This window comes from Streptomyces sp. NPDC039736, assembly GCF_055596485.1.
Genome location: NZ_JBVIUQ010000004.1, coordinates 458,364 through 477,336 on the forward strand (window position 1 = coordinate 458,364; position 18,973 = coordinate 477,336).

The 18,973-nt window shown below is 71.3% G+C and carries 18 protein-coding genes and 1 tRNA gene; 15 read left to right on the forward strand and 4 right to left on the reverse strand.

What is annotated here, in order from left to right; genetic code table 11:
* The 5 genes from ACZ56L_RS15265 to ACZ56L_RS15285 all read left to right on the forward strand — a co-directional run bounded on the left by ACZ56L_RS15265 (position 1) and on the right by ACZ56L_RS15285 (position 6,601).
* Positions 1-1,998 (forward strand): acetyl/propionyl/methylcrotonyl-CoA carboxylase subunit alpha, encoded by a 1,998-nt coding sequence (locus tag ACZ56L_RS15265; protein WP_471064339.1) that lies wholly within the window; start codon positions 1-3, stop codon positions 1,996-1,998.
* The gene (locus tag ACZ56L_RS15270; protein ID WP_468691792.1) at positions 1,995-2,930 is read left to right on the forward strand and encodes a hydroxymethylglutaryl-CoA lyase; all 936 of its coding nucleotides are present in this window, start codon (positions 1,995-1,997) and stop codon (positions 2,928-2,930) included. The genes ACZ56L_RS15265 and ACZ56L_RS15270 overlap by 4 nt, the downstream gene beginning before the upstream one ends.
* A 12-nt stretch (positions 2,931-2,942) precedes the next feature.
* Positions 2,943-4,109, forward strand: coding sequence for an acyl-CoA dehydrogenase family protein (locus ACZ56L_RS15275; protein ID WP_471064690.1), 1,167 nt, complete (start codon positions 2,943-2,945; stop codon positions 4,107-4,109).
* A gap of 150 nt (positions 4,110-4,259) precedes the next feature.
* Positions 4,260-5,300, forward strand: a complete 1,041-nt coding sequence (locus ACZ56L_RS15280; protein ID WP_471064341.1) for an ABC transporter substrate-binding protein — start codon at positions 4,260-4,262, stop codon at positions 5,298-5,300.
* A 458-nt stretch (positions 5,301-5,758) separates the two neighbouring features.
* Positions 5,759-6,601, forward strand: a complete 843-nt coding sequence (locus ACZ56L_RS15285) for a siderophore-interacting protein (protein ID WP_471064343.1) — start codon at positions 5,759-5,761, stop codon at positions 6,599-6,601.
* Between the two features lie 66 nt (positions 6,602-6,667).
* On the opposite strand, the gene ACZ56L_RS15290 is transcribed toward ACZ56L_RS15285, so the two are convergent.
* The gene (locus ACZ56L_RS15290; protein WP_471064345.1) at positions 6,668-8,302 is read right to left on the reverse strand and encodes a beta-N-acetylhexosaminidase; all 1,635 of its coding nucleotides are present in this window, start codon (positions 8,300-8,302) and stop codon (positions 6,668-6,670) included.
* A gap of 122 nt (positions 8,303-8,424) precedes the next feature.
* Here ACZ56L_RS15290 and ACZ56L_RS15295 point away from each other — a divergent pair, with 122 nt between their 5' ends.
* The 3 genes from ACZ56L_RS15295 (at position 8,425) to glmS (ending at position 11,578) form a co-directional block, all read left to right on the forward strand.
* A complete protein-coding gene (locus ACZ56L_RS15295) occupies positions 8,425-9,312 on the forward strand; it encodes a DUF4429 domain-containing protein (protein ID WP_471064692.1) in 888 nt (295 codons plus the stop codon).
* A gap of 120 nt (positions 9,313-9,432) precedes the next feature.
* Entirely contained in the window at positions 9,433-9,726 is a 294-nt protein-coding gene (locus ACZ56L_RS15300) for a hypothetical protein (protein WP_345222753.1), read from the forward strand.
* Between the two features lie 34 nt (positions 9,727-9,760).
* The gene (gene glmS / locus ACZ56L_RS15305; RefSeq protein WP_345222751.1) at positions 9,761-11,578 is read left to right on the forward strand and encodes a glutamine--fructose-6-phosphate transaminase (isomerizing); all 1,818 of its coding nucleotides are present in this window, start codon (positions 9,761-9,763) and stop codon (positions 11,576-11,578) included.
* A gap of 159 nt (positions 11,579-11,737) precedes the next feature.
* Here the strand turns inward: glmS and ACZ56L_RS15310 are convergent, their stop codons facing one another.
* Positions 11,738-12,283 (reverse strand): universal stress protein, encoded by a 546-nt coding sequence (locus ACZ56L_RS15310; protein WP_345222748.1) that lies wholly within the window; start codon positions 12,281-12,283, stop codon positions 11,738-11,740.
* 526 nt (positions 12,284-12,809) lie between these two features.
* Here ACZ56L_RS15310 and ACZ56L_RS15315 point away from each other — a divergent pair.
* From ACZ56L_RS15315 to ACZ56L_RS15335, 5 genes are all read left to right on the forward strand, one after another.
* Positions 12,810-13,196, forward strand: a complete 387-nt coding sequence (locus tag ACZ56L_RS15315; RefSeq protein ID WP_471064348.1) for a hypothetical protein — start codon at positions 12,810-12,812, stop codon at positions 13,194-13,196.
* 558 nt (positions 13,197-13,754) lie between these two features.
* Positions 13,755-14,921 (forward strand): helix-turn-helix domain-containing protein, encoded by a 1,167-nt coding sequence (locus ACZ56L_RS15320; protein ID WP_345222745.1) that lies wholly within the window; start codon positions 13,755-13,757, stop codon positions 14,919-14,921.
* Positions 14,922-15,061: 140 nt separating this feature from the next.
* Entirely contained in the window at positions 15,062-15,673 is a 612-nt protein-coding gene (gene orn, locus ACZ56L_RS15325) for an oligoribonuclease (protein ID WP_345222744.1), read from the forward strand.
* 114 nt (positions 15,674-15,787) lie between these two features.
* Positions 15,788-15,860 (forward strand) — tRNA-His (locus tag ACZ56L_RS15330).
* 109 nt (positions 15,861-15,969) lie between these two features.
* Positions 15,970-17,253, forward strand: coding sequence for a tyrosine-type recombinase/integrase (locus ACZ56L_RS15335; protein ID WP_471064350.1), 1,284 nt, complete (start codon positions 15,970-15,972; stop codon positions 17,251-17,253).
* Between the two features lie 8 nt (positions 17,254-17,261).
* Here ACZ56L_RS15335 and ACZ56L_RS15340 read toward each other — a convergent pair whose 3' ends face one another.
* Complete coding sequence (locus tag ACZ56L_RS15340; protein ID WP_471064352.1) at positions 17,262-17,561, reverse strand: hypothetical protein; 300 nt, start codon at positions 17,559-17,561, stop codon at positions 17,262-17,264.
* 119 nt (positions 17,562-17,680) lie between these two features.
* The gene (locus tag ACZ56L_RS15345) at positions 17,681-18,070 is read right to left on the reverse strand and encodes a helix-turn-helix domain-containing protein (protein ID WP_471064354.1); all 390 of its coding nucleotides are present in this window, start codon (positions 18,068-18,070) and stop codon (positions 17,681-17,683) included.
* A 265-nt stretch (positions 18,071-18,335) separates the two neighbouring features.
* On the opposite strand from ACZ56L_RS15345, the gene ACZ56L_RS15350 reads away from it, so the two are divergent.
* On the forward strand, positions 18,336-18,623 hold the full coding sequence (locus ACZ56L_RS15350) for a helix-turn-helix domain-containing protein (RefSeq protein WP_471064356.1): 288 nt from the start codon (positions 18,336-18,338) through the stop codon (positions 18,621-18,623).
* Complete coding sequence (locus ACZ56L_RS15355; protein WP_471064358.1) at positions 18,620-18,892, forward strand: helix-turn-helix domain-containing protein; 273 nt, start codon at positions 18,620-18,622, stop codon at positions 18,890-18,892. The genes ACZ56L_RS15350 and ACZ56L_RS15355 overlap by 4 nt, the downstream gene beginning before the upstream one ends.
* Positions 18,893-18,973 lie beyond the last annotated feature (81 nt).

Here is an 18,973-nt window from a genome sequence, read left to right on the forward strand (position 1 = left end):
ATGACTTCGCTTTTTGACACCGTGCTGGTCGCCAACCGTGGCGAGATCGCCGTCCGCGTCATCCGCACGCTGCGCGCACTGGGCATCCGCTCGGTCGCCGTGTTCAGCGACGCCGACGCCGACGCGCGGCACGTGCACGAGGCGGACACGGCGGTGCGCATCGGGCCGCCCGCCGCCGCCGAGAGCTATCTGCGCGCCGACCGCCTGGTCGAGGCGGCGGTGCGCTCGGGCGCGCAGGCCGTCCACCCGGGGTACGGATTCCTCGCGGAGAACGCCGAGTTCGCGTCCGTGTGCGCCTCCGCCGGGCTGGTCTTCATCGGGCCCCCGCCGTCCGCGATCGCGCTCATGGGCGACAAGATCCGGGCGAAGGAGACGGTGCGGGCGGCGGGCGTGCCCGTCGTCCCCGGCTCTTCGGGCTCCGGGCTGACGGACGCCCAGCTCGCCGCGTCGGCACGGGAGATCGGCATGCCGGTCCTGCTCAAGCCGAGCGCCGGCGGCGGCGGCAAGGGCATGCGGCTGGTCCGAGAGGAGGCCCTGCTCGCCGAGGAGATCGCCGCCGCCCGCCGCGAGGCCCGGTCCTCCTTCGGCGACGACACCCTCCTGGTGGAGCGGTGGGTCGACCGCCCCCGGCACATCGAGATCCAGGTCCTGGCCGACGGGCACGGCAACGTCGTCCACCTCGGCGAGCGCGAGTGCTCCCTCCAGCGCCGCCACCAGAAGGTCATCGAGGAGGCCCCGTCCGTCCTGCTGGACGGGGCGACGCGCGCCGCGATGGGCGAGGCGGCCGTGCAGGCGGCCCGCTCGTGCGGTTACAGCGGGGCGGGCACGGTGGAGTTCATCGTGCCGGGCGACGATCCGTCCTCGTACTACTTCATGGAGATGAACACCCGCCTCCAGGTCGAGCACCCGGTGACCGAGCTGGTCACCGGCATCGACCTGGTGGAGTGGCAGCTGCGCGTGGCCTCGGGGGCCGAACTCCCCTTCGCGCAGGCCGACATCGCCCTCACCGGGCACGCCGTCGAGGCCCGGATCTGCGCCGAGGACCCCGCCCGGGGCTTCCTCCCCTCCGGCGGCACGATCCTCGCCCTGCACGAGCCGCAGGGCGACGGGGTGCGGACCGACTCCGGGCTGTCCGTGGGGACCGAGATCGGCAGCCTGTACGACCCGATGCTGTCCAAGGTCATCGCGTACGGTCCCGACCGCCCCACCGCCCTGCGCAGGCTGCGCGCGGCGCTGGCCGAGACGGTGACCCTGGGCGTCCAGACCAACGCGGGCTTCCTGCGCCGGCTGCTCGCCCACCCGGACGTGGTCGCGGGCGACCTGGACACCGGGCTGGTCGAGCGGGACGCGCAGTCGCTGGCCGAGGCGCCCGTCCCGCCCGAGGTGTACGCGGCGGCGGGCCTGCTGGCGCAGGCGGAGCTGTCGCCCCCGGCGCAGGCGTGGGCCGACCCCTTCGACGCGCCCAGCGGATGGCGGCTCGGGGGCACGCCCGCGTGGACCGCGCACCACGTCAAGGCGTCCGGCCAGGAGCCGGTGACGGTACGGGTCCGGGCTGGCGAGGTGCGCGTCGACGCCGCCGAGGCCCTCCCGGCCCGCATCGCGCGCGCCCCGCACGGGCAGCGCGCCCTCACCGTGGAGGTCGGCGGGCTCACCCACACCCTCCACCACCACGGAGACTGGTTCGGCCGGGACGGCGACGCCTGGCACCTGCCGGCGTACGACCCCGTCGCGGCCGGCCTCACCGGTGCCGCGCACGGCGGCGCGGACGCGCTCACCGCGCCCATGCCGGGCACGGTGACGGTGGTGAAGGTGGCCGTCGGGGACCGGGTCGGCGCGGGGCAGAGCCTGCTCGTGGTGGAGGCGATGAAGATGGAGCACGTCATCTCCGCCCCCCACGCCGGGACCGTCACCGAACTCGACGTGACGGCCGGGGCCACCGTCGCCATGGACCAGGTGCTGGCCGTGGTGGCCCCCGACGAGGAGGACGAGCAGAAATGACCCTTCCCATGGTCGTGCGCGACCCCCGGCTTCCCTCCCGGGTGCGGATCCACGAGGTCGGGGCCCGCGACGGGCTCCAGAACGAGAAGGGCGTCGTCCCGACCGGCGTCAAGGCGGAGTTCGTCCACCGCCTCGCCGCGTCCGGCCTCACCACCATTGAGGCGACGAGCTTCGTGCACCCCAAGTGGGTGCCCCAACTCGCCGACGCCGAGGACCTGTTCCCGCTGCTGGCCGACCTCGGGGACACGGTCGACCTGCCCGTCCTCGTCCCCAACGAGCGCGGGCTCGACCGTGCGCTGGCACTCGGCGCGCGGCACGTCGCCGTGTTCGCCAGCGCCACCGAGTCCTTCGCGAAGGCCAATCTGAACCGTACGGTCGACGAGGCGCTCGCCATGTTCGAGCCGGTCGTCACCCGGGCGAAGGCGGAGCGGGCGCGGGTCCGGGGCTATCTGTCGATGTGCTTCGGCGACCCCTGGGAAGGGGCCGTGCCCGAGGCACAGGTCGTGCGGGTCTGCCGGGCGCTGATCGACATGGGCTGCGACGAGCTCTCCCTCGGCGACACCATCGGCGTCGCCACGCCCGGCCAGGTCGCCTCCCTGCTGACCGCCCTGAACACCGCCGGGGTGCCCACCGACCGCATCGGCGTCCACTTCCACGACACGTACGGCCAGGCCCTGTCCAACACCCTGACCGCCCTGCGGCACGGCGTCACCACCGTCGACGCCTCCGCCGGCGGGCTCGGCGGCTGCCCGTACGCGAAGTCCGCCACCGGCAACCTCGCCACCGAGGACCTGGTGTGGATGCTGCACGGCCTCGGCATCGACACCGGCGTCGACCTCTCCCGCCTCACCGCCACCAGCGGGTGGATGGCGGAGCACCTGGGCCGACCCAGCCCGTCCCGCACCGTTCGCGCCCTGTCCCACCAGGACTGACACCCCCTAGGACTGACGATGGACCACCGCCTGACCCCCGAGCACGAAGAACTCCGGCGCACCGTCGAGGAGTTCGCGCACGACGTCGTCGCCCCGAAGATCGGCGACCTGTACGAGCGGCACGAGTTCCCGTACGAGATCGTCCGCGAGATGGGCCGGATGGGCCTGTTCGGCCTGCCGATCCCCGAGGAGTACGGCGGCATGGGCGGCGACTACCTCGCCCTCGGCATCGCCCTGGAGGAACTGGCCCGGGTCGACTCCTCCGTCGCCATCACCCTCGAAGCCGGTGTCTCGCTCGGCGCGATGCCGATCTTCCGGTTCGGCACCGAGGAGCAGAAGCGGGAGTGGCTGCCGAGGCTGTGCGCCGGGGAGGCGCTGGGCGCGTTCGGGCTGACCGAGCCGGACGGCGGGTCGGACGCGGGCGGGACCCGGACGACGGCCGTCCGGGACGAGGCGACGGGCGAGTGGGTGATCAACGGCTCCAAGTGCTTCATCACCAACTCCGGCACCGACATCACCGCCCTGGTCACGGTCACCGCCGTCACCGGCCGCAAGCCCGACGGCAAGCCGCTGATCTCCTCGATCATCGTCCCCTCCGGCACCCCCGGCTTCACGGTCGCGGCGCCGTACTCCAAGGTCGGCTGGAACGCGTCCGACACCCGGGAGCTGTCCTTCTCCGACGTCCGGGTCCCGGCGGGGAACCTGCTCGGCGAGGAGGGCCGGGGGTACGCCCAGTTCCTGCGCATCCTCGACGAGGGCCGCGTCGCCATCTCGGCGCTCGCCACCGGGCTGGCCCAGGGGTGCGTGGACGAGTCGCTGCGGTACGCGAAGGAGCGGCACGCCTTCGGCAGGGCGATCGGCGAGAACCAGGCCGTCCAGTTCAAGATCGCCGACATGGAGATGCGGGCGCACATGGCCCGGATCGGCTGGTACGACGCGGCTTCCCGGCTGGTGAACGGCGAGCCGTTCAAGAAGCAGGCGGCCATCGCGAAGCTGTACTCGTCCACCGTCGCCGTGGACAACGCGCGGGAGGCCACGCAGATCCACGGCGGGTACGGCTTCATGAACGAGTACCCGGTGGCCCGCATGTGGCGGGACTCCAAGATCCTGGAGATCGGCGAGGGGACCAGCGAGGTGCAGCGGATGCTGATCGCGCGGGAGCTGGGCCTGCCTGCCTGACGCGTGGCTCTTCGGTGGCTTTCGGATGCTTTCGTACGGGCGGAAGGCGGACGGGCCCGGGGATCTTGGAAGGTTAGGCTAACCTGACCTGGACTTCCCGGTTCCGGTTCCGTCGTCCATGGTTTCGCCCGTACGAAAGCAGACTCCGCCATGTCCTCCTCGTCCCCCTCGCCCCGTCCTTCCCGTCCCACCCGCCGCGGTCTGCTCGCCGTCGGCGGTGCGCTCGGCGTCGGCGCCGCCCTGGCCGCGTGCGGCGGGAAGTCCTCCGGCGGTGCGTCCGGCACCGGCGCGGGCGAGAAGTCCGGCCCCTGGTCCTTCACCGACGACCGCGGGACGAAGGCCGGGACGAAGTCCCTCCCCAGGAACATCGTCGCCTTCACCGGCATGGCCGCCGCCCTCCACGACTACGGCGTCGAGGTCAAGGGCGTCTTCGGCCCGACCAGGGGCAAGGACGGCAAGGCCGACGTGCAGGCCGGGGACCTGGACATCTCCAAGGTCGAGATCATCGGCAACACCTTCGGCGAGTTCGACGTGGAGAAGTACGCCAAGCTGGTGCCCGAGCTGCTGATCTCCGACATGTGGGAGAAGGACAAGCTCTGGTACGTGCCGGAGAAGTCCGCCGCGAAGATCGCCTCGCTCGCTCCGCAGGTCGCGCTGTGGGCCTCGCAGACCAACATGGAGAAGGCCCTCGCGCGCCGGGCGGCCCTGGCCGCGTCCCTGGGCGCGGACCTGAAGGCCCCGAAGACCGTGGCGGCGAAGTCCCGCTTCGAGAAGGCCGCCGCGCGGCTGCGGGCGGCGGCCAAGGCGCACCCCGACGTGAAGGTGCTGATCGGCTCCGCCTCCGCCGAGCTGTTCTACGTCTCCCTCGCCAAGATGAGCGCGGACACGCTGTACTTCCAGGAACTGGGCGTGCGGTTCGTCGAGCCGAAGGTGGACAAGGCGGGCTTCTTCGAGGCGCTGAGCTGGGAGAACGTCGGGAAGTACCAGGCCGACATCATCATGATGGACAACCGGTCGGCGGTCCTCCAGCCCCAGGACATCGCGGACAAGCCGACGTGGGCGGGGCTGCCGGCGGTCAAGGCGGGGCAGGTCGTCCCGCGGGTGACGGAGCCGATCTACTCCTACGCGAAGTGCGCTCCGGTCCTGGAGGACCTGGCGAAGGCGATCGAATCCGCCAAGAAGGTCTCCTGACGGAACGTCCCCGACGCCGGGTACCGCCCTCGGGCCTCGCCCCGCACGGACACGGCCGTGACCTCGATCCCGTGCGGGCACGTCGTGGTTGCTCGCGCCCGCGACGGCATGCCCTCCGGGCAGCCGTCCCCCGCCGCCCCAGCCCTCCTTGGGCGGCGGGGCCGCCCTTCCCGCTCCCGGCCCGCCCGGGTGCCGCCCCTCGCGCAAGCGCCGGTGCCGGGCAAGCTCCTCCGCCAAGGCCGAGAGCCCAGCCCCGGCACCGGACGCGTCAACCCCGTTCTGCTCACGCGGGAGAGGCCCCGGACCCGCCCCTCCACCTGAAGCGCTCGCCGCGCGGCTGCCTCCGGTTCACCGCGGGAGCGTCGTGGCCGGTCGCGCAGTTCCCCGCGCCCCTGAAGGGGCGTCACCCCCGGCCGGGTAGCCTCCGGCCGGTTCCCGTACACCGCCAGGAGGCCCCCGTGACCGTCCCCTTCCGTCTCTTCGCGCTCCGCGTCCTGCGCACCGCCCCCCTCTCCCCCTCCCTCCTCCGCGTCACCTTCGGCGGTCACGGCGAACCCGGGCTCAGCGGCTTCGTCTCCGGTGGCCGGGACCAGTCCCTCTCCCTCTTCCTCCCGCACCCCGGCCAGGACGAGCCCGCCCTCCCCGCGGAGACCGACCCCGACTGGTTCACCTCGTACCGGAACATGCCCGACGGCATACGCGCCGTCATGCGCTCCTACACCGCCCGCGCCCACCGCGACGGCCCCGCAGGGCCCGAGCTGGACATCGACTTCGCCCTCCACCCCGACGGCGGCCCCGCCTGCCGCTGGGCACAGCAGGCCGCGCCCGGGCAGCGCGTGGCCGTCCTCGGCCCCACCGCCGCCGACAACACCGGGGTGCGGTTCCGGCCCGCCGACGACACCGGCCACGTCGTCATCTGGGCGGACGAGACCGCGCTCCCGGCCGCCTCCGCCGCCCTGGAGCAGCTCCCCGCCGACCTGCCCGTCAAGGCATGGATCACCGTCCAGCACCGGGGCGACGCCATGGAGCTGACGGCGCCCGACCGGGCCGAGATCACCTACCTGGTCCGGGACGAGGACGCCCCCGCCCCCGTCGAGGCGATCGCCGCCGCCGGCATCGACGCCCCCGGCGCCCCGTACGTCTGGATCGCCGGGGAGGCCTCCTGTGTGCGCGCCCTGCGCCGGCACTTCGTCAACGACCGCGGCGTCGACCGCCGCCGCATCACCTTCACCGGCTACTGGCGCCAGGGCCTCACCGAGGACGGCCTCCGCGAGGCCACCTCCGAGCACGAGGTGTCGTAACCCCCATGAGCAGGGAGGGGCGCGCCGGACGGTCCCGGCGCGCCCCTCCCCCCGTACGGGATCACCTCACCGCGCCGGCCACGGCACCTGCGCCGACCGGTAGTAGTCGATGCCGAGCGCGTCGAAGCGCGGCCCCTGCTGCGCCAGCCGCAGCCGGTACTTCTCCCAGTCGTGCGTGGACCTCGGCGACCAGCCCAGCTCGGCGATACCGGGCAGCCGCGGGTACGCCATGAACTCCAGTTGGTCGCTGGTGGCGAGGGTCTCGGTCCACAGCGGGGCCTCCACGCCCAGCACCGAGGACTCCGGCGCGCCCGCCAGGTAGGTGCCGGGGTCCCAGTCGTACGAGCGCCGGACCTCGACGTAACCCGCCCACTTCAGGCCGAGCGGGGTGTCCTTGTGGTACTTCATGTCCAGGTAGCTGCGGTCGGCCGGGGAGAGCACCAGCCGGGTGCCGCCCTTCGCGGCGTCCACGACCTTCTGCCGCTCGGCCGCACTCGTCTTGTCGTAGCCCCAGTACTGGACGACCTTGTCCTCGACCTGGTCGGCGCCGACGAGCTGGTGCCAGCCCATGACCTTCTTGCCGTACTTGCCGACCACCTTCTGCGCGTGGTTCATGATCTTGGCGAAGTCGGCGTCACTGGTGGAGTGCGCCTCGTCGCCGCCGATGTTGAGGTACCTGCCCGGGGTGATCGCCGCGATCTCCCGCACCACGTCGTCGATGAACCGGTACGTGACCGGCTTGCTCGCGCACAGGCTGCTGAAGCCGACCTCGGTGCCCGTGTAGAGGGGCGGCGCGACGCCGTCGCAGTTCAGTTCGGCGTAACTGGCGAGCGCCGCGTTGGTGTGGCCGGGCATATCGATCTCGGGGATGACGTCCATCCGGCGGGAGGCCGCGTACGTCACCAGCTCCTTGTACTGGGCCTTGGTGTAGTGGCCGCCGGGGCCGCCGCCGACCTGGGTGGAGCCGCCGTACGTGGCCAGCCTCGGCCAGGAGTCGACGGCGATGCGCCAGCCCTGGTCCTCGGTGAGGTGCAGCCGCAGGGTGTTGATCTTGTAGAGCGCGGCCTGGTCGATGTACCGCTTGACCTGCTCCACGGAGAGGAAGTGGCGTCCGACGTCGAGCATCACCGCCCGGTGGGCGAAGCGCGGGACGTCCTTGATCGTGCCGCCGGCGACCTGCCAGGGCCCGGCCTGTTTCGTCGGTTTCTCGACGGCGGCGGGCAGTTGCTGCCGCAGCGTCTGGACGCCGTGGAAGAGGCCCGCGGCCCTGCGGGCGGTGATGGTGACGCCGCCGCGGCCGGACTGCAGGCGGTAGCCCTCGTCGCCGAGGGACCTCTCGTCGGCAAGCTTCAGGCGGATGCCGCCGTGGCCCTCGCGCGAGGTGACCGGCAGCCGGTAGCCGGTGGACGGGCGCAGCACCCGGGCGAGCGCCTCGCCGACCTGGCGGGCTTCCCGGGAGTGGCCCACCCGGATGTCGGTCGCGCGGTCGATCGTGTACGCCTGGCCGCCCGGCCGCACCTCGGACGGGGCCGGGACGATCTGGCCCAGCGGGCGGGGCGGCTCGGCCGCCCCGGGGGCGGGCGCGGCGCCGACGGCGGCCGTGCCCGCGACGGCGACCAGCAGCATCGGGGCGAGCAGGCGGGGGAGCGTACGACGGTGTCTCACAAAGCGTCCCTTCGACGGGCATCGCGGATGTGGCATGTACGTGGCACGTGTCTGGCAGGATTCATGGCTACCCGCCCCCTCACCCCGGGTCAAGGGTGTAGACCAATTCCCCACACCACTGGCCCAATCCGCCCGGTGGGAGAATCCCCCGTATGGCGATGGCGGAGATCTTCTCGAAAGACGGCACCTGGACCTTCGACGGCGACGCGGTCCGGATCGAGCCGAGCGGCGACAAGGGAGTCGGCCTGCTGCGCCGGACGCTGGGCGAGGTGGTCGTACCGCTGGAGGCGCTGGCGGGCGCCTCCTTCGAACCGGGGCGCAAGACCGGGCGGCTGAAGCTGCGGATGCGCGAGGGCGCGTGCGCGCTGACCCAGATCACGGGCGGGCGGCTGGACGACGTGTCGAACCCCTACCTGCTGACGGTCGGCAAGGACCTCCAGGGCGCCGCCGAGTACTTCGTGGACGCGGTGCGCAACGCCCTGCTGCTGGAGCAGGTCGATAAGGGCCCGGTGGACCGCTACCTCCTGCGCGGCCCGCACGTCCCGCTGACCGTGGGCGCGGGCGACGGCGTGCTCACCTTCGACGGCGAAACGGTCCGGCTGGAGTGGAACTGGAAGACCGACGAGGCCAAGTCCTCCGGCGGCCCGCAGACCATCGCCCTGAAGGACGTGCTGGCCGTGGAGTGGCTGCCCGCCATGGGCCTGGAGGAGGGGTACCTGCGCTTCCGCACCGCCCAGTCGCCGCCGGCGCTCCGGGCGAGCCTCGACCGGTTCGCCGTGGAGGTGTACGGCTTCAAGAAGGACCCCCTGATGGCACTGGCCGCGGCGGCCGTGGCCGCCCGGATGCCGCACCCGCACGCGGCCGAGGACACGGCGCCCGAGACGCCCGCCGCCCTGGAGGCCGCCGCGCGGGACGCGGCGCCCGCCGCCGAGGACCACGACGTCCTGCTGCGCCGGCTGCGGGAACTGGGCGAGCTGCACCGGTCCGGGATCCTCACCGAGGAGGAGTTCACGCTGGCGAAGCAGGCGGTCCTGAAGCGGCTGTGACCGCTCCCGGAGGGGGTCAAGGTCCAGACCAAGGGAGAAACGTAGCGCGATCAAGAAGAATCCTGCCCGATATCGGGCAGGATTCTTGCACAAGAGGACACGCTCCCCCACTATCGACAGGTGCTTGAACGCCGTACGCCTGCGGAGTCGTCCTACTCCCACGCCGATCTCGTCGACCATCTGGTCCGCTCCACCGCCCTGCCGCGCGGTGAGGCGGCCCGGGTCGTGCTCGACGTGCTGGCGTACTTCGACGAGACGACCGAGGGGTTCGTCCGCCGCCGCCACCGCGAGCTCCAGTCCGGCGGCCTCGTGAACACGGAGATCTTCGACCGGATCGCCGCCGAGCTGCCGCACCGCGCGGTCGCTCCCCCGGAGCTCTCGCTGCGCCAGCTCCGGCGCATCGTCTACGGCTGAGCAGCACCCCTGAAACTCGGAGGAACAGACCTTTATGTGTGGAATCGTCGGTTACATCGGCAAGCGTGACGTCGCGCCCCTGCTGCTCGAAGGCCTCCAGCGCCTGGAGTACCGGGGTTACGACTCCGCGGGCGTCGTGATCAACACCCCCAAGGCCCCCGCCCTGCGGATGGTCAAGGCCAAGGGCCGGGTCCGCGACCTGGAGGCCAAGGTCCCCAAGCGCTTCGCCGGCACCACCGGCATCGCGCACACCCGCTGGGCCACCCACGGCGCGCCCTCCGACGAGAACTCGCACCCGCACCTGGACGCCGAGTCCAAGGTCGCCGTCGTCCACAACGGCATCATCGACAACGCCGACGACCTGCGCGCCAAGCTGCTCGCCGACGGCGTGGTCTTCGCCTCCGACACGGACACCGAGACGGTCGTGCACCTGATCGCCCGCGCCCAGGCCGAGACCCTGGAGGAGAAGGTCCGCGAGGCGCTGCGCCACGTCGAGGGCACCTACGGCCTGGCCGTGATGCACGCCGACTTCCCCGACCGCATCGTCGTCGCCCGCAACGGCTCCCCGGTCGTCCTCGGCATCGGCGAGAAGGAGATGTTCGTCGCCTCCGACGTCGCCGCCCTGGTCTCGCACACCCGCCAGATCGTCACCCTGGGCGACGGCGAGATGGCCACCCTGAAGGCCGACGACTTCCGCACGTACACCACCGAGGGCTCGACCACCTCCTCGACGCCGACCACCGTGGAGTGGGAGGCCGAGTCGTACGACATGGGCGGCCACGACACGTACATGCACAAGGAGATCAGCGAGCAGGCCGACGCGGTGGACCGCGTGCTGCGCGGCCGCATCGACGACCGCTTCTCCACCGTGCACCTGGGCGGCCTCAACCTCGACGCCCGTGAGGCCCGCGGGGTGCGCCGGATCAAGATCCTCGGCTGCGGCACGTCGTACCACGCCGGTCTGATCGGCGCCGGGCTCATCGAGTCCCTGGCCCGCATCCCCGCCGACGCCGAGCCCGCGTCGGAGTTCCGCTACCGCAACCCGGTCGTGGACCCCGACACCCTCTACATCGCGGTCTCCCAGTCCGGTGAGACGTACGACGTGCTGGCGGCCGTGCAGGAGCTGAAGCGCAAGGGCGCCCGCGTGCTCGGCGTCGTCAACGTGGTCGGCTCGGCGATCGCCCGCGAGGCCGACGGCGGCGTGTACGTGCACGCCGGGCCCGAGGTCTGCGTCGTGTCCACCAAGTGCTTCACCAACACCGTCGTCGCCTTCGCGCTGCTCGCCCTGCACCTGGGCCGCATCCGCGACCTGTCGGTCTCCGACGGCAAGCGGATCATCGAGGGCCTGCGCAGGCTGCCCGAGCAGATCTCCGAGATCCTCGCCGACGAGGACAAGGTCAAGGAGATCGCCGAGGCGTACGCCGGCGCCCAGTCGATGATGTTCATCGGGCGCGTGCGCGGTTACCCGGTCGCCCTGGAGGCCTCCCTGAAGCTCAAGGAGATCTCCTACATCCACGCCGAGGCCTACCCCGCCTCCGAGCTCAAGCACGGCCCGCTCGCCCTCATCGAGCCCGCCCTGCCGACGGTCGCCATCGTCCCCGACGACGACCTGCTGGAGAAGAACCGCGCCGCCCTGGAGGAGATCAAGGCCCGCAGCGGCCGCATCCTGGCGGTCGCGCACCGCGAGCAGGAGAAGGCCGACCACACCATCGTGGTCCCGAAGAACGAGCCGGAGCTGGACCCGATCCTGATGGGCATCCCGCTGCAACTCCTCGCCTACCACACCGCGTTGGCGATGGGCCGCGACATCGACAAGCCGCGCAACCTGGCGAAGTCCGTCACCGTCGAGTAGTCCCGGCACACGGTACGAAGAAGGGCCCCGTACGCCGCCACCGCGGCCGTACGGGGCCCTTCCGCTCCTTCATAGGGCGGCAGGTCGCAGGAACCGCCGCACGCCGTCAAGGGCGGGGAGCCGCCGACCGCCGGGCAGGGGACGCCTCCTGAGGAACCGTCACGGAATGACCACGACCGGCCGCTGCGCCCGCTTGGCCAGCCGTCCCGCGACCGAGCCGAAGAGCCGCCCGACGATGCCCTGGGTCGAGCCCACCACGATCGCGTCGGCCTCGTACTCGCGGCCGACCTCCTCCAGCTCGTGGCAGATGTCGCCGCCCCGCTCGACCAGGATCCACGGCACCTCGGCGAGGTAGTCCGCGCAGGCCAGTTCGAGTCCGAGGACCTCGGTGCGGTGGTCGGGGACGTCCACGAAGACCGGGGGCTCGCAGCCCGCCCACACGGTGGTCGGCAGCCGGTTGGCGACGTGGACGATGATCAGCCCCTGGCCGAGCCGGCGGGCCATGCCGATGGCGTAGGCGAGGGCCCGCTCGCTGGAGGTGGAGCCGTCGAAGCCGACGACGACACCGTGCCGGAAGGCGGGATCGCAGGAGTGTCGCGGCTCTGCCAGCGCGTAGAGGTCGCCGCCGCGTTCCGCGCCGTGCTCGGCGCGGGGATCGGCGACCTGCTTGCGGTCCGCGGGTTCGGGAGTTTCGTGACCGGCCATCGGTGTCTCGGCGTCTGAATCCTCAGGGAGCTGACATAAGGAGCGGGTGGAAGGGACGGCGGAACAACTGGTGCGGCGGGACGGGCGGCGGCCCCGCGGCGGCGGAGCTGTCCGGGAATCGTCTTCCCGGGCCCATACCCCCAAGGGTACGACCGCACTCCTCCACTGCCCAGCCCCCACTTGGCCGCGGGGTTCCTGGAGCATGCACGACGTGGGGCCGTACCGCAATGCCCGCTGCCCCGTACAGGCGTCTGCCGCTGGTCCGTACGGACGCCGCGGAACGTGACCGTACGGGTGACCCGTTCGTTGGTCAGGCTCCGCCCCGCTCCCCGGAGGAGGTCGCCCCGTGCCCGGCCCCTTGCCCTTCCCCTCTCCGTACGACCCCTCCCACGGAGCGCAGGGGGCGCAGGGGACACACACGGCGCACGGGACGCACAGGGCGCTCGGGACGCACCGGGCCCACGGCACGCACGAAACCCATGCGCCCCACGACGCCCACGGCCCCCATGGCGCGCACGAAACGCATGTGTCCCACGACACCCACGATCCCCGCAGTTCCCACTCCCCTCACATCCCCCACGCCACGCACGCGCCCTCCGGCCCCCCGGGGGACCACTGGTCCGCCGGTACGGATTCCTCACCGGCGGCCGTCTCCCGCTCGGTGGCGGATCTCGTCCGCTGGGCGGCCTTCAGCTGTCTGCTCGTCCCCCTCGTCCTCCTCGGGTACGGAGCCCCGCCCGGCGGTGCCGCGCTCGCGGCGGTGGGGCTCGGCGGAGTCACCGCCGTCTGCCGGTTCCTGCTGCGCCGCTCCGAGCGGCTCGCGGCCCGCGCGGCGGCCGAGGAACTCCAGACGGGCACCCACCGCGGACGGCACAGCCGCACCGGCTCCGGGGCGCATCGCGGCGGCCGGTAGGAGCTGTCCGGCGGACGTCTGCCCAACAGCCTGGTTTCGGTCGAGTCCCAGCCGAGTTCCACTGGAGATCCACTCGAGCCCGCATCGAGAACAATGCGTGAAGAATCAACGGAATCCCGCCCTCTGAGCGGGCTCGTGCGTCGGGTGAGTGACGGGATCGCACATGCGCGCCCGTAGTTTTTCAGCCAACTTCTCCGGCCATCCGTACCCTTGGCGAAATGGCCCGCCAACCCTGGTGCCACCAGGGAAGAAAGGACCGCAGGCGGCCCGCGCACCCTACGGGGACGGGCCATGAGTGAGAGGCGCACTTCCCTGCGGCGCTCGGGAGTGGAACGCTTCCTGATCGAATGCTTCACGCCAAGTTGCCATGTCGACATAGCGGCGCTCGGGGAACTTGTCACGGCGGCGCCATGCAACACAGTAGATTCGATCATGGGTTATTCGACGGCGGGGGAACCGTGCAGGACCTAGAGGGACTGCGACTTCGAGGAGCAGTGTGCAGGAGCGACAGGCCCGTCACGAACAGGGAGCCGCGACCAGCGAGGGGGGCTTAGCGCCATGAGCCAGGACTTGGCCGCACCGCCGGAGGCCGCCCGGAAGCTCTCCGGGCGCCGCCGCCGGGAGATCGTAGCGGTGCTGCTTTTCAGCGGGGGGCCCATCTTCGAGAGCTCCATTCCGCTCTCGGTGTTCGGCATCGACCGCCAGGACGCGGGCGTTCCGCGCTACCGGCTGCTGGTGTGCGCCGGCGAGGAAGGACCCCTGCGGACCACAGGGGGACTCGAACTCTCCGCGCCCTACGGCCTGGAGGCGATGAGCCGCGCCGGAACGGTCGTCGTGCCGGCGTGGCGCTCCATCACCTCGCCGCCGCCGGCGGAGGCGCTGGAGGCGCTGCGCCGCGCGCACGAGGAGGGCGCCCGGATCGTCGGGCTGTGCACGGGGGCCTTCGTGCTCGCCGCCGCCGGCCTGCTCGACGGCCGGCCCGCCACCACGCACTGGATGTACGCGCCGACGCTCGCCAAGCGCTATCCGTCGGTGCACGTCGATCCGCGGGAGCTGTTCGTCGACGACGGCGACGTGCTGACGTCGGCGGGCACCGCCGCCGGGATCGACCTGTGCCTGCACATCGTGCGCACGGACCACGGAACGGAGGCCGCGGGCGCGCTGGCGCGCCGGCTGGTCGTGCCGCCCCGGCGCACCGGCGGTCAGGAGCGCTACCTCGACCGGTCTTTACCCGAGGAGATCGGGGCGGATCCGCTCGCGGAGGTCGTCGCCTGGGCACTGGAGCACCTGCACGAACAGTTCGACGTGGAGACGCTCGCCGCACGGGCGTACATGAGCCGGCGGACCTTCGACCGGCGCTTCAGGTCGCTCACTGGGAGCGCTCCACTGCAGTGGCTGATCACCCAGCGGGTGCTCCAGGCGCAGCGGCTCCTGGAGACCTCCGACTACTCGGTCGACGAGGTCGCCGGGCGGTGCGGGTTCCGTTCTCCGGTGGCGCTGCGCGGGCACTTCCGGCGGCAGTTGGGGTCCTCCCCCGCCGCGTACCGGGCCGCCTACCGGGCCCGGCGGCCCGCGGGCGACGCGGTGTCGCTGGGCGCGCCCCTCACGGAGGCCGTGCCGCAGCAGGTGCGGCGGGCGGCCGCCGCCTCGGCCTCGCTGTCCCTGGGGGCCTCCGCCGCGGCGTCCGAGCCGGGCAAGCCCGAGGCGTACGCCCGGCGCGGCTGACACGGCGGAGGCCGGGGGCGGGCCCGGTACGGGCCCGTCCCCGGTCCGCCTCCGGTCCGCCTCCGCCGGGGCGGGCCCGGCGGGGCCCGGGGCGCACCGCGCAGTCCCGGGAGGTCCGGGCGCCCCGTAGGGTGAGGCGCATGAACGATCGCATGGTGTGGATCGACTGCGAGATGACCGGGCTCTCGCTGACGGACGACGCACTTATCGAGGTGGCCGCACTGGTCACCGACTCGGAGCTCAACGTGCTCGGCGACGGCGTGGACATCGTGATCCGCCCGCCGGACGCCGCCCTGGAGACCATGCCGGAGATCGTGCGGCAGATGCACACCTCCTCCGGGCTGCTGGACGAGCTGGCGGGCGGGACGACGCTGGCCGACGCCGAGGAGCAGGTCCTCGCGTACGTCAAGGAGCACGTGAAGGAACCCGGGAAGGCCCCGCTGTGCGGGAACTCCGTGGGCACCGACCGCGGCTTCCTGGCGCGGGACATGAAGGAGCTGGAGGGTTACCTCCACTACCGGATCGTCGACGTGTCCTCGGTGAAGGAGCTCGCGCGGCGCTGGTTCCCGCGGGCGTACTTCAACAGTCCGGACAAGAACGGGAACCACCGGGCGCTGGCCGACATCCGCGATTCGATCGCGGAGCTGCGCTACTACCGGGAGGCGGTCTTCGTACCGCGGCCGGGACCGGACTCGGACACCGCGAAGCAGATCGCGGCCAAGTACGTCATCCCTGGTGAGGGGGGCAAGTAGGAGGTTGAGGGGGCCCCGCCGCGGGCCCCGGAAAACCTGGGCGCGAGCACCCCCGCGAACCCTGTACACTTTTTCTCAGCCGGTCGGAAGAACGCAGCAAGAAGACCGGTCATGGTGGGTGTAGCTCAGTTGGTAGAGCACCTGGTTGTGGTCCAGGTGGCCGCGGGTTCAAGTCCCGTCACTCACCCTGAATGATCAAGGGCTGACCTCGTAAAACAGGTCAGCCCTTGATCTGTTTTCGGGTCTTGGGAACACAACGGGAACCGATCATGTGATCTGAGTCCTACTCTCGCCCCATGGCAAGCATCGTGAAACGCCCCAAGAAGGGCGGCGACAGCACCTTCCAGGTGAAGTGGCGCGAGGGCGGCGCCTGGCAGTCCGAGCGCTTCGGGGACATCGACTCCGCGGAGTCCTTCAAGAAGCTCGTCGAGGCCCATGGCGGCACCTGGCCGCACGGCTGGGTACGCGGGCGCGGCTTCGTCGAGCCAGACACCAACCCCGACGACGTCCCTTTCACGGAGTGGGCGCACCGCTACGCCGACCGGCTCACCGGGATCGACGAGCGCACCCGCAAGGACTACAAGCGCGACATCAACAACCACTTCGCGCCGGCCACACACACCCGACGCGACGGGTCCGTGATGACGTACGGCGGCCTCGTCCACACCGACCGTTCCGGCGCCCGCGCGCCGGCCACCCTGTGCAACGTGACGCAGGACGACGTGACCGACTGGGTCCGCGCGCAGGAGACCACCGTCCAGGACCCTGACGACCCCTCACGGACCCTGTGGCGCAAGGCCAGCCCCAAGTCCATCGCCAACCGCCACGGGCTCCTCTGGTGCATTTTCCAGGCCGCGCTGGACGCGACGCCACCGATCCGCGCCACCAACCCGTGCGCGAAGACCAGCCTTCCCCGCACGGACTCCGGGACCGAGGAGGAGATGACGTTCCTGGAGCACGACGAGTACGCGCGGATCGTCGGCGAGATGCGCGAGTTCGACCCGGCCGCGGCCGACCTCTGCGACTGGCTCGTGGGCACCGGCATGCGCTGGGGCGAAGCGTCTGCACTTCAGACGCGGGACGTGAACCTCCGCACCGGGACCGTCAGCGTCCAGCGCGCATGGAAGCGGCAGGAGGACAACACCTTCGAGATCGGCCCACCCAAGACGAAGAAGGCCCGCCGGGTACTGGCCCTGACCGCGGCGCAGATGGACATGCTGCGCAGGCACATGGCCGGCCGGGGCCCGGAGGACTTCATCTTCCGTGGCGGCCAGGGCAAGGCGTGGCGGCACTCCAATTTCTACCACCGGAAGTGGGAGCGGGCGATCAAGGAGGCCACGAAGAAGGGCCTCACGAAGAAGCCGCGCCTGCACGACCTGCGGCACACTCACGTGTCGTGGCTGATCGGCGCGAACATCCCGCTTCCGGCGATCCAGATCCGGCTGGGCCACGAGTCGATCACAACGACAGTTGACCGGTACGGACACCTCGTACGCGCCCTGGACGGAGAGATCACGGCGGCGGTCGAGGCTGCGATGGGTACCGCCCCAGCGGGGTCTGGGCTGAGGCGGGTGGTGTGATCCGGCGGCTACGACGCTCTCTTGATCTGGGGCGGCTCCCCCGCGGGGCCGTCCCAGTTCTGCGTCCACCGCCGGGCTTCACCGACGAGGAAGTTCAGGTACTCGGCCATCTCGTCGGCCAGTCGCTCGGTCATCTCCGAGCGGAGGATCAGCCAGGTGAACTCGCCTTGATCGTTTTCTGCTGGGAAGCAGGTCCGTCCACCTGGCAGGGTGTCGACGAGTTCGATACGTACGTGAGCCTGCGTGCTGTCCGCCATCGAGCCCCCTTGCACGGGTGCATCAATAATCGTGCGCTTGTTCGAGCGCACGGATGCACTGAGCCTACCGATTCGCCCCCCAGGCGGATCAACTACGTTGCCACACGGACCACATCGTGACCAGGGTTAACCCGTAAGTAGTCAAAAGTAGTATCAGCCCTGACGCAGGGTTAACCCTTGCCCCGAGTTGCGAACGTTTCCGCAATGGCGGCCAACTGGCGTACGTCTTCCGGGTCCATCTCTTCGATTCGGGCGATCAGCAGCCGCGCCGTCCCGTCTTCGGAACGCACCTCCCCCATGCCGAGGTACTGCGCCGCGGCCGCTTCCTGCACGACCCTGAGCGGCAACTCCAGGCCGGCCGCGAGCGCCCTCAGCATCGGCGCCGATGGGGCGTCCGTCGGCTTGCCGTTCTCCAGCTTGGAGATCCATCCGTACTTGGCCTGCTCGCCCGTCTGCCGGTCGAACGCTCCCTCCGACACTGCGCGAAGACTGATGCCCAGCTCGGCGCGACGACGGCGTACCAGGTCACCCAATTGCGTCCTCTGTACCTGCTCAGCCATGAGGCTCATCCTGCCTGCTCGCTCCCCTGTCGCACGACTGGTGTCTACGTGGCGCGTGGGGCGTCCTGCATATACGCCCTGATCATCGCACCCGCCTGTCCACGCCCCCGGACAAAGTGTCTACGGAAACGCCCCGGGTGCGATAGAGCGCACGGGGTGTGAGGCGCATTCGCGTCGCTTGTTCACGCACGTAGACAGTTCGTCTACGGCGGTGTACTGTCGCTCTTGTTCACAGAAACGCACACTCTGTTCACGGAGGTGATACATGCCTGCCATTGAGGAACGTGATCTCCTCGTCAGCCCTGACCTGCTGGTCCTCCTCATGGAGCGAACCGGTGACGGCTCGGAGATCAGCGTCCGAGAACTGGCCGAGGCCACGGGAGTGCACCCGAGCAAGATCGGGCACCTGCGCACCGGAGAGCGGAAGACCGCCGCGCACACCGAGGCATTGGCAATTGCCAGGCGGCTGGGAGTCGACCATCTGGTCCTCTGGGCGCCGGTCGGCCGCGCAGTCCCCGCTCCGGCGTACGACCCGGAAGCGGTACCGGCATGAAGCGCCACACCTACCCCGAGGCGGCCGCCATCCTCCGCGTCGAGGAGACGTGGCTCCGCCGACACATCAAGAAGCTCCCGCATTCGAAGCGCGGCCGTGTCGTGACCTTCACGGACGCCGACCTCGACCGCATCGACGAGCTGTTCCACCACGAGCCGACGTCCGGGCCGCTCGCCCTCACCGTTGCTGCTCCCGCGACGACCGCCGCTCACCCGCTGGCGCAGCTCAAGCCGCTGCCGCCCCGGGGCGCCCCGGTCCGCATCGCCTGATCCACCACGAAGTCGGGGCCGCGCGGACGGTCCAGGTCCACAGCAGCCCCTCGGCAGTACCTCACCCATTGCAGAAGCGAG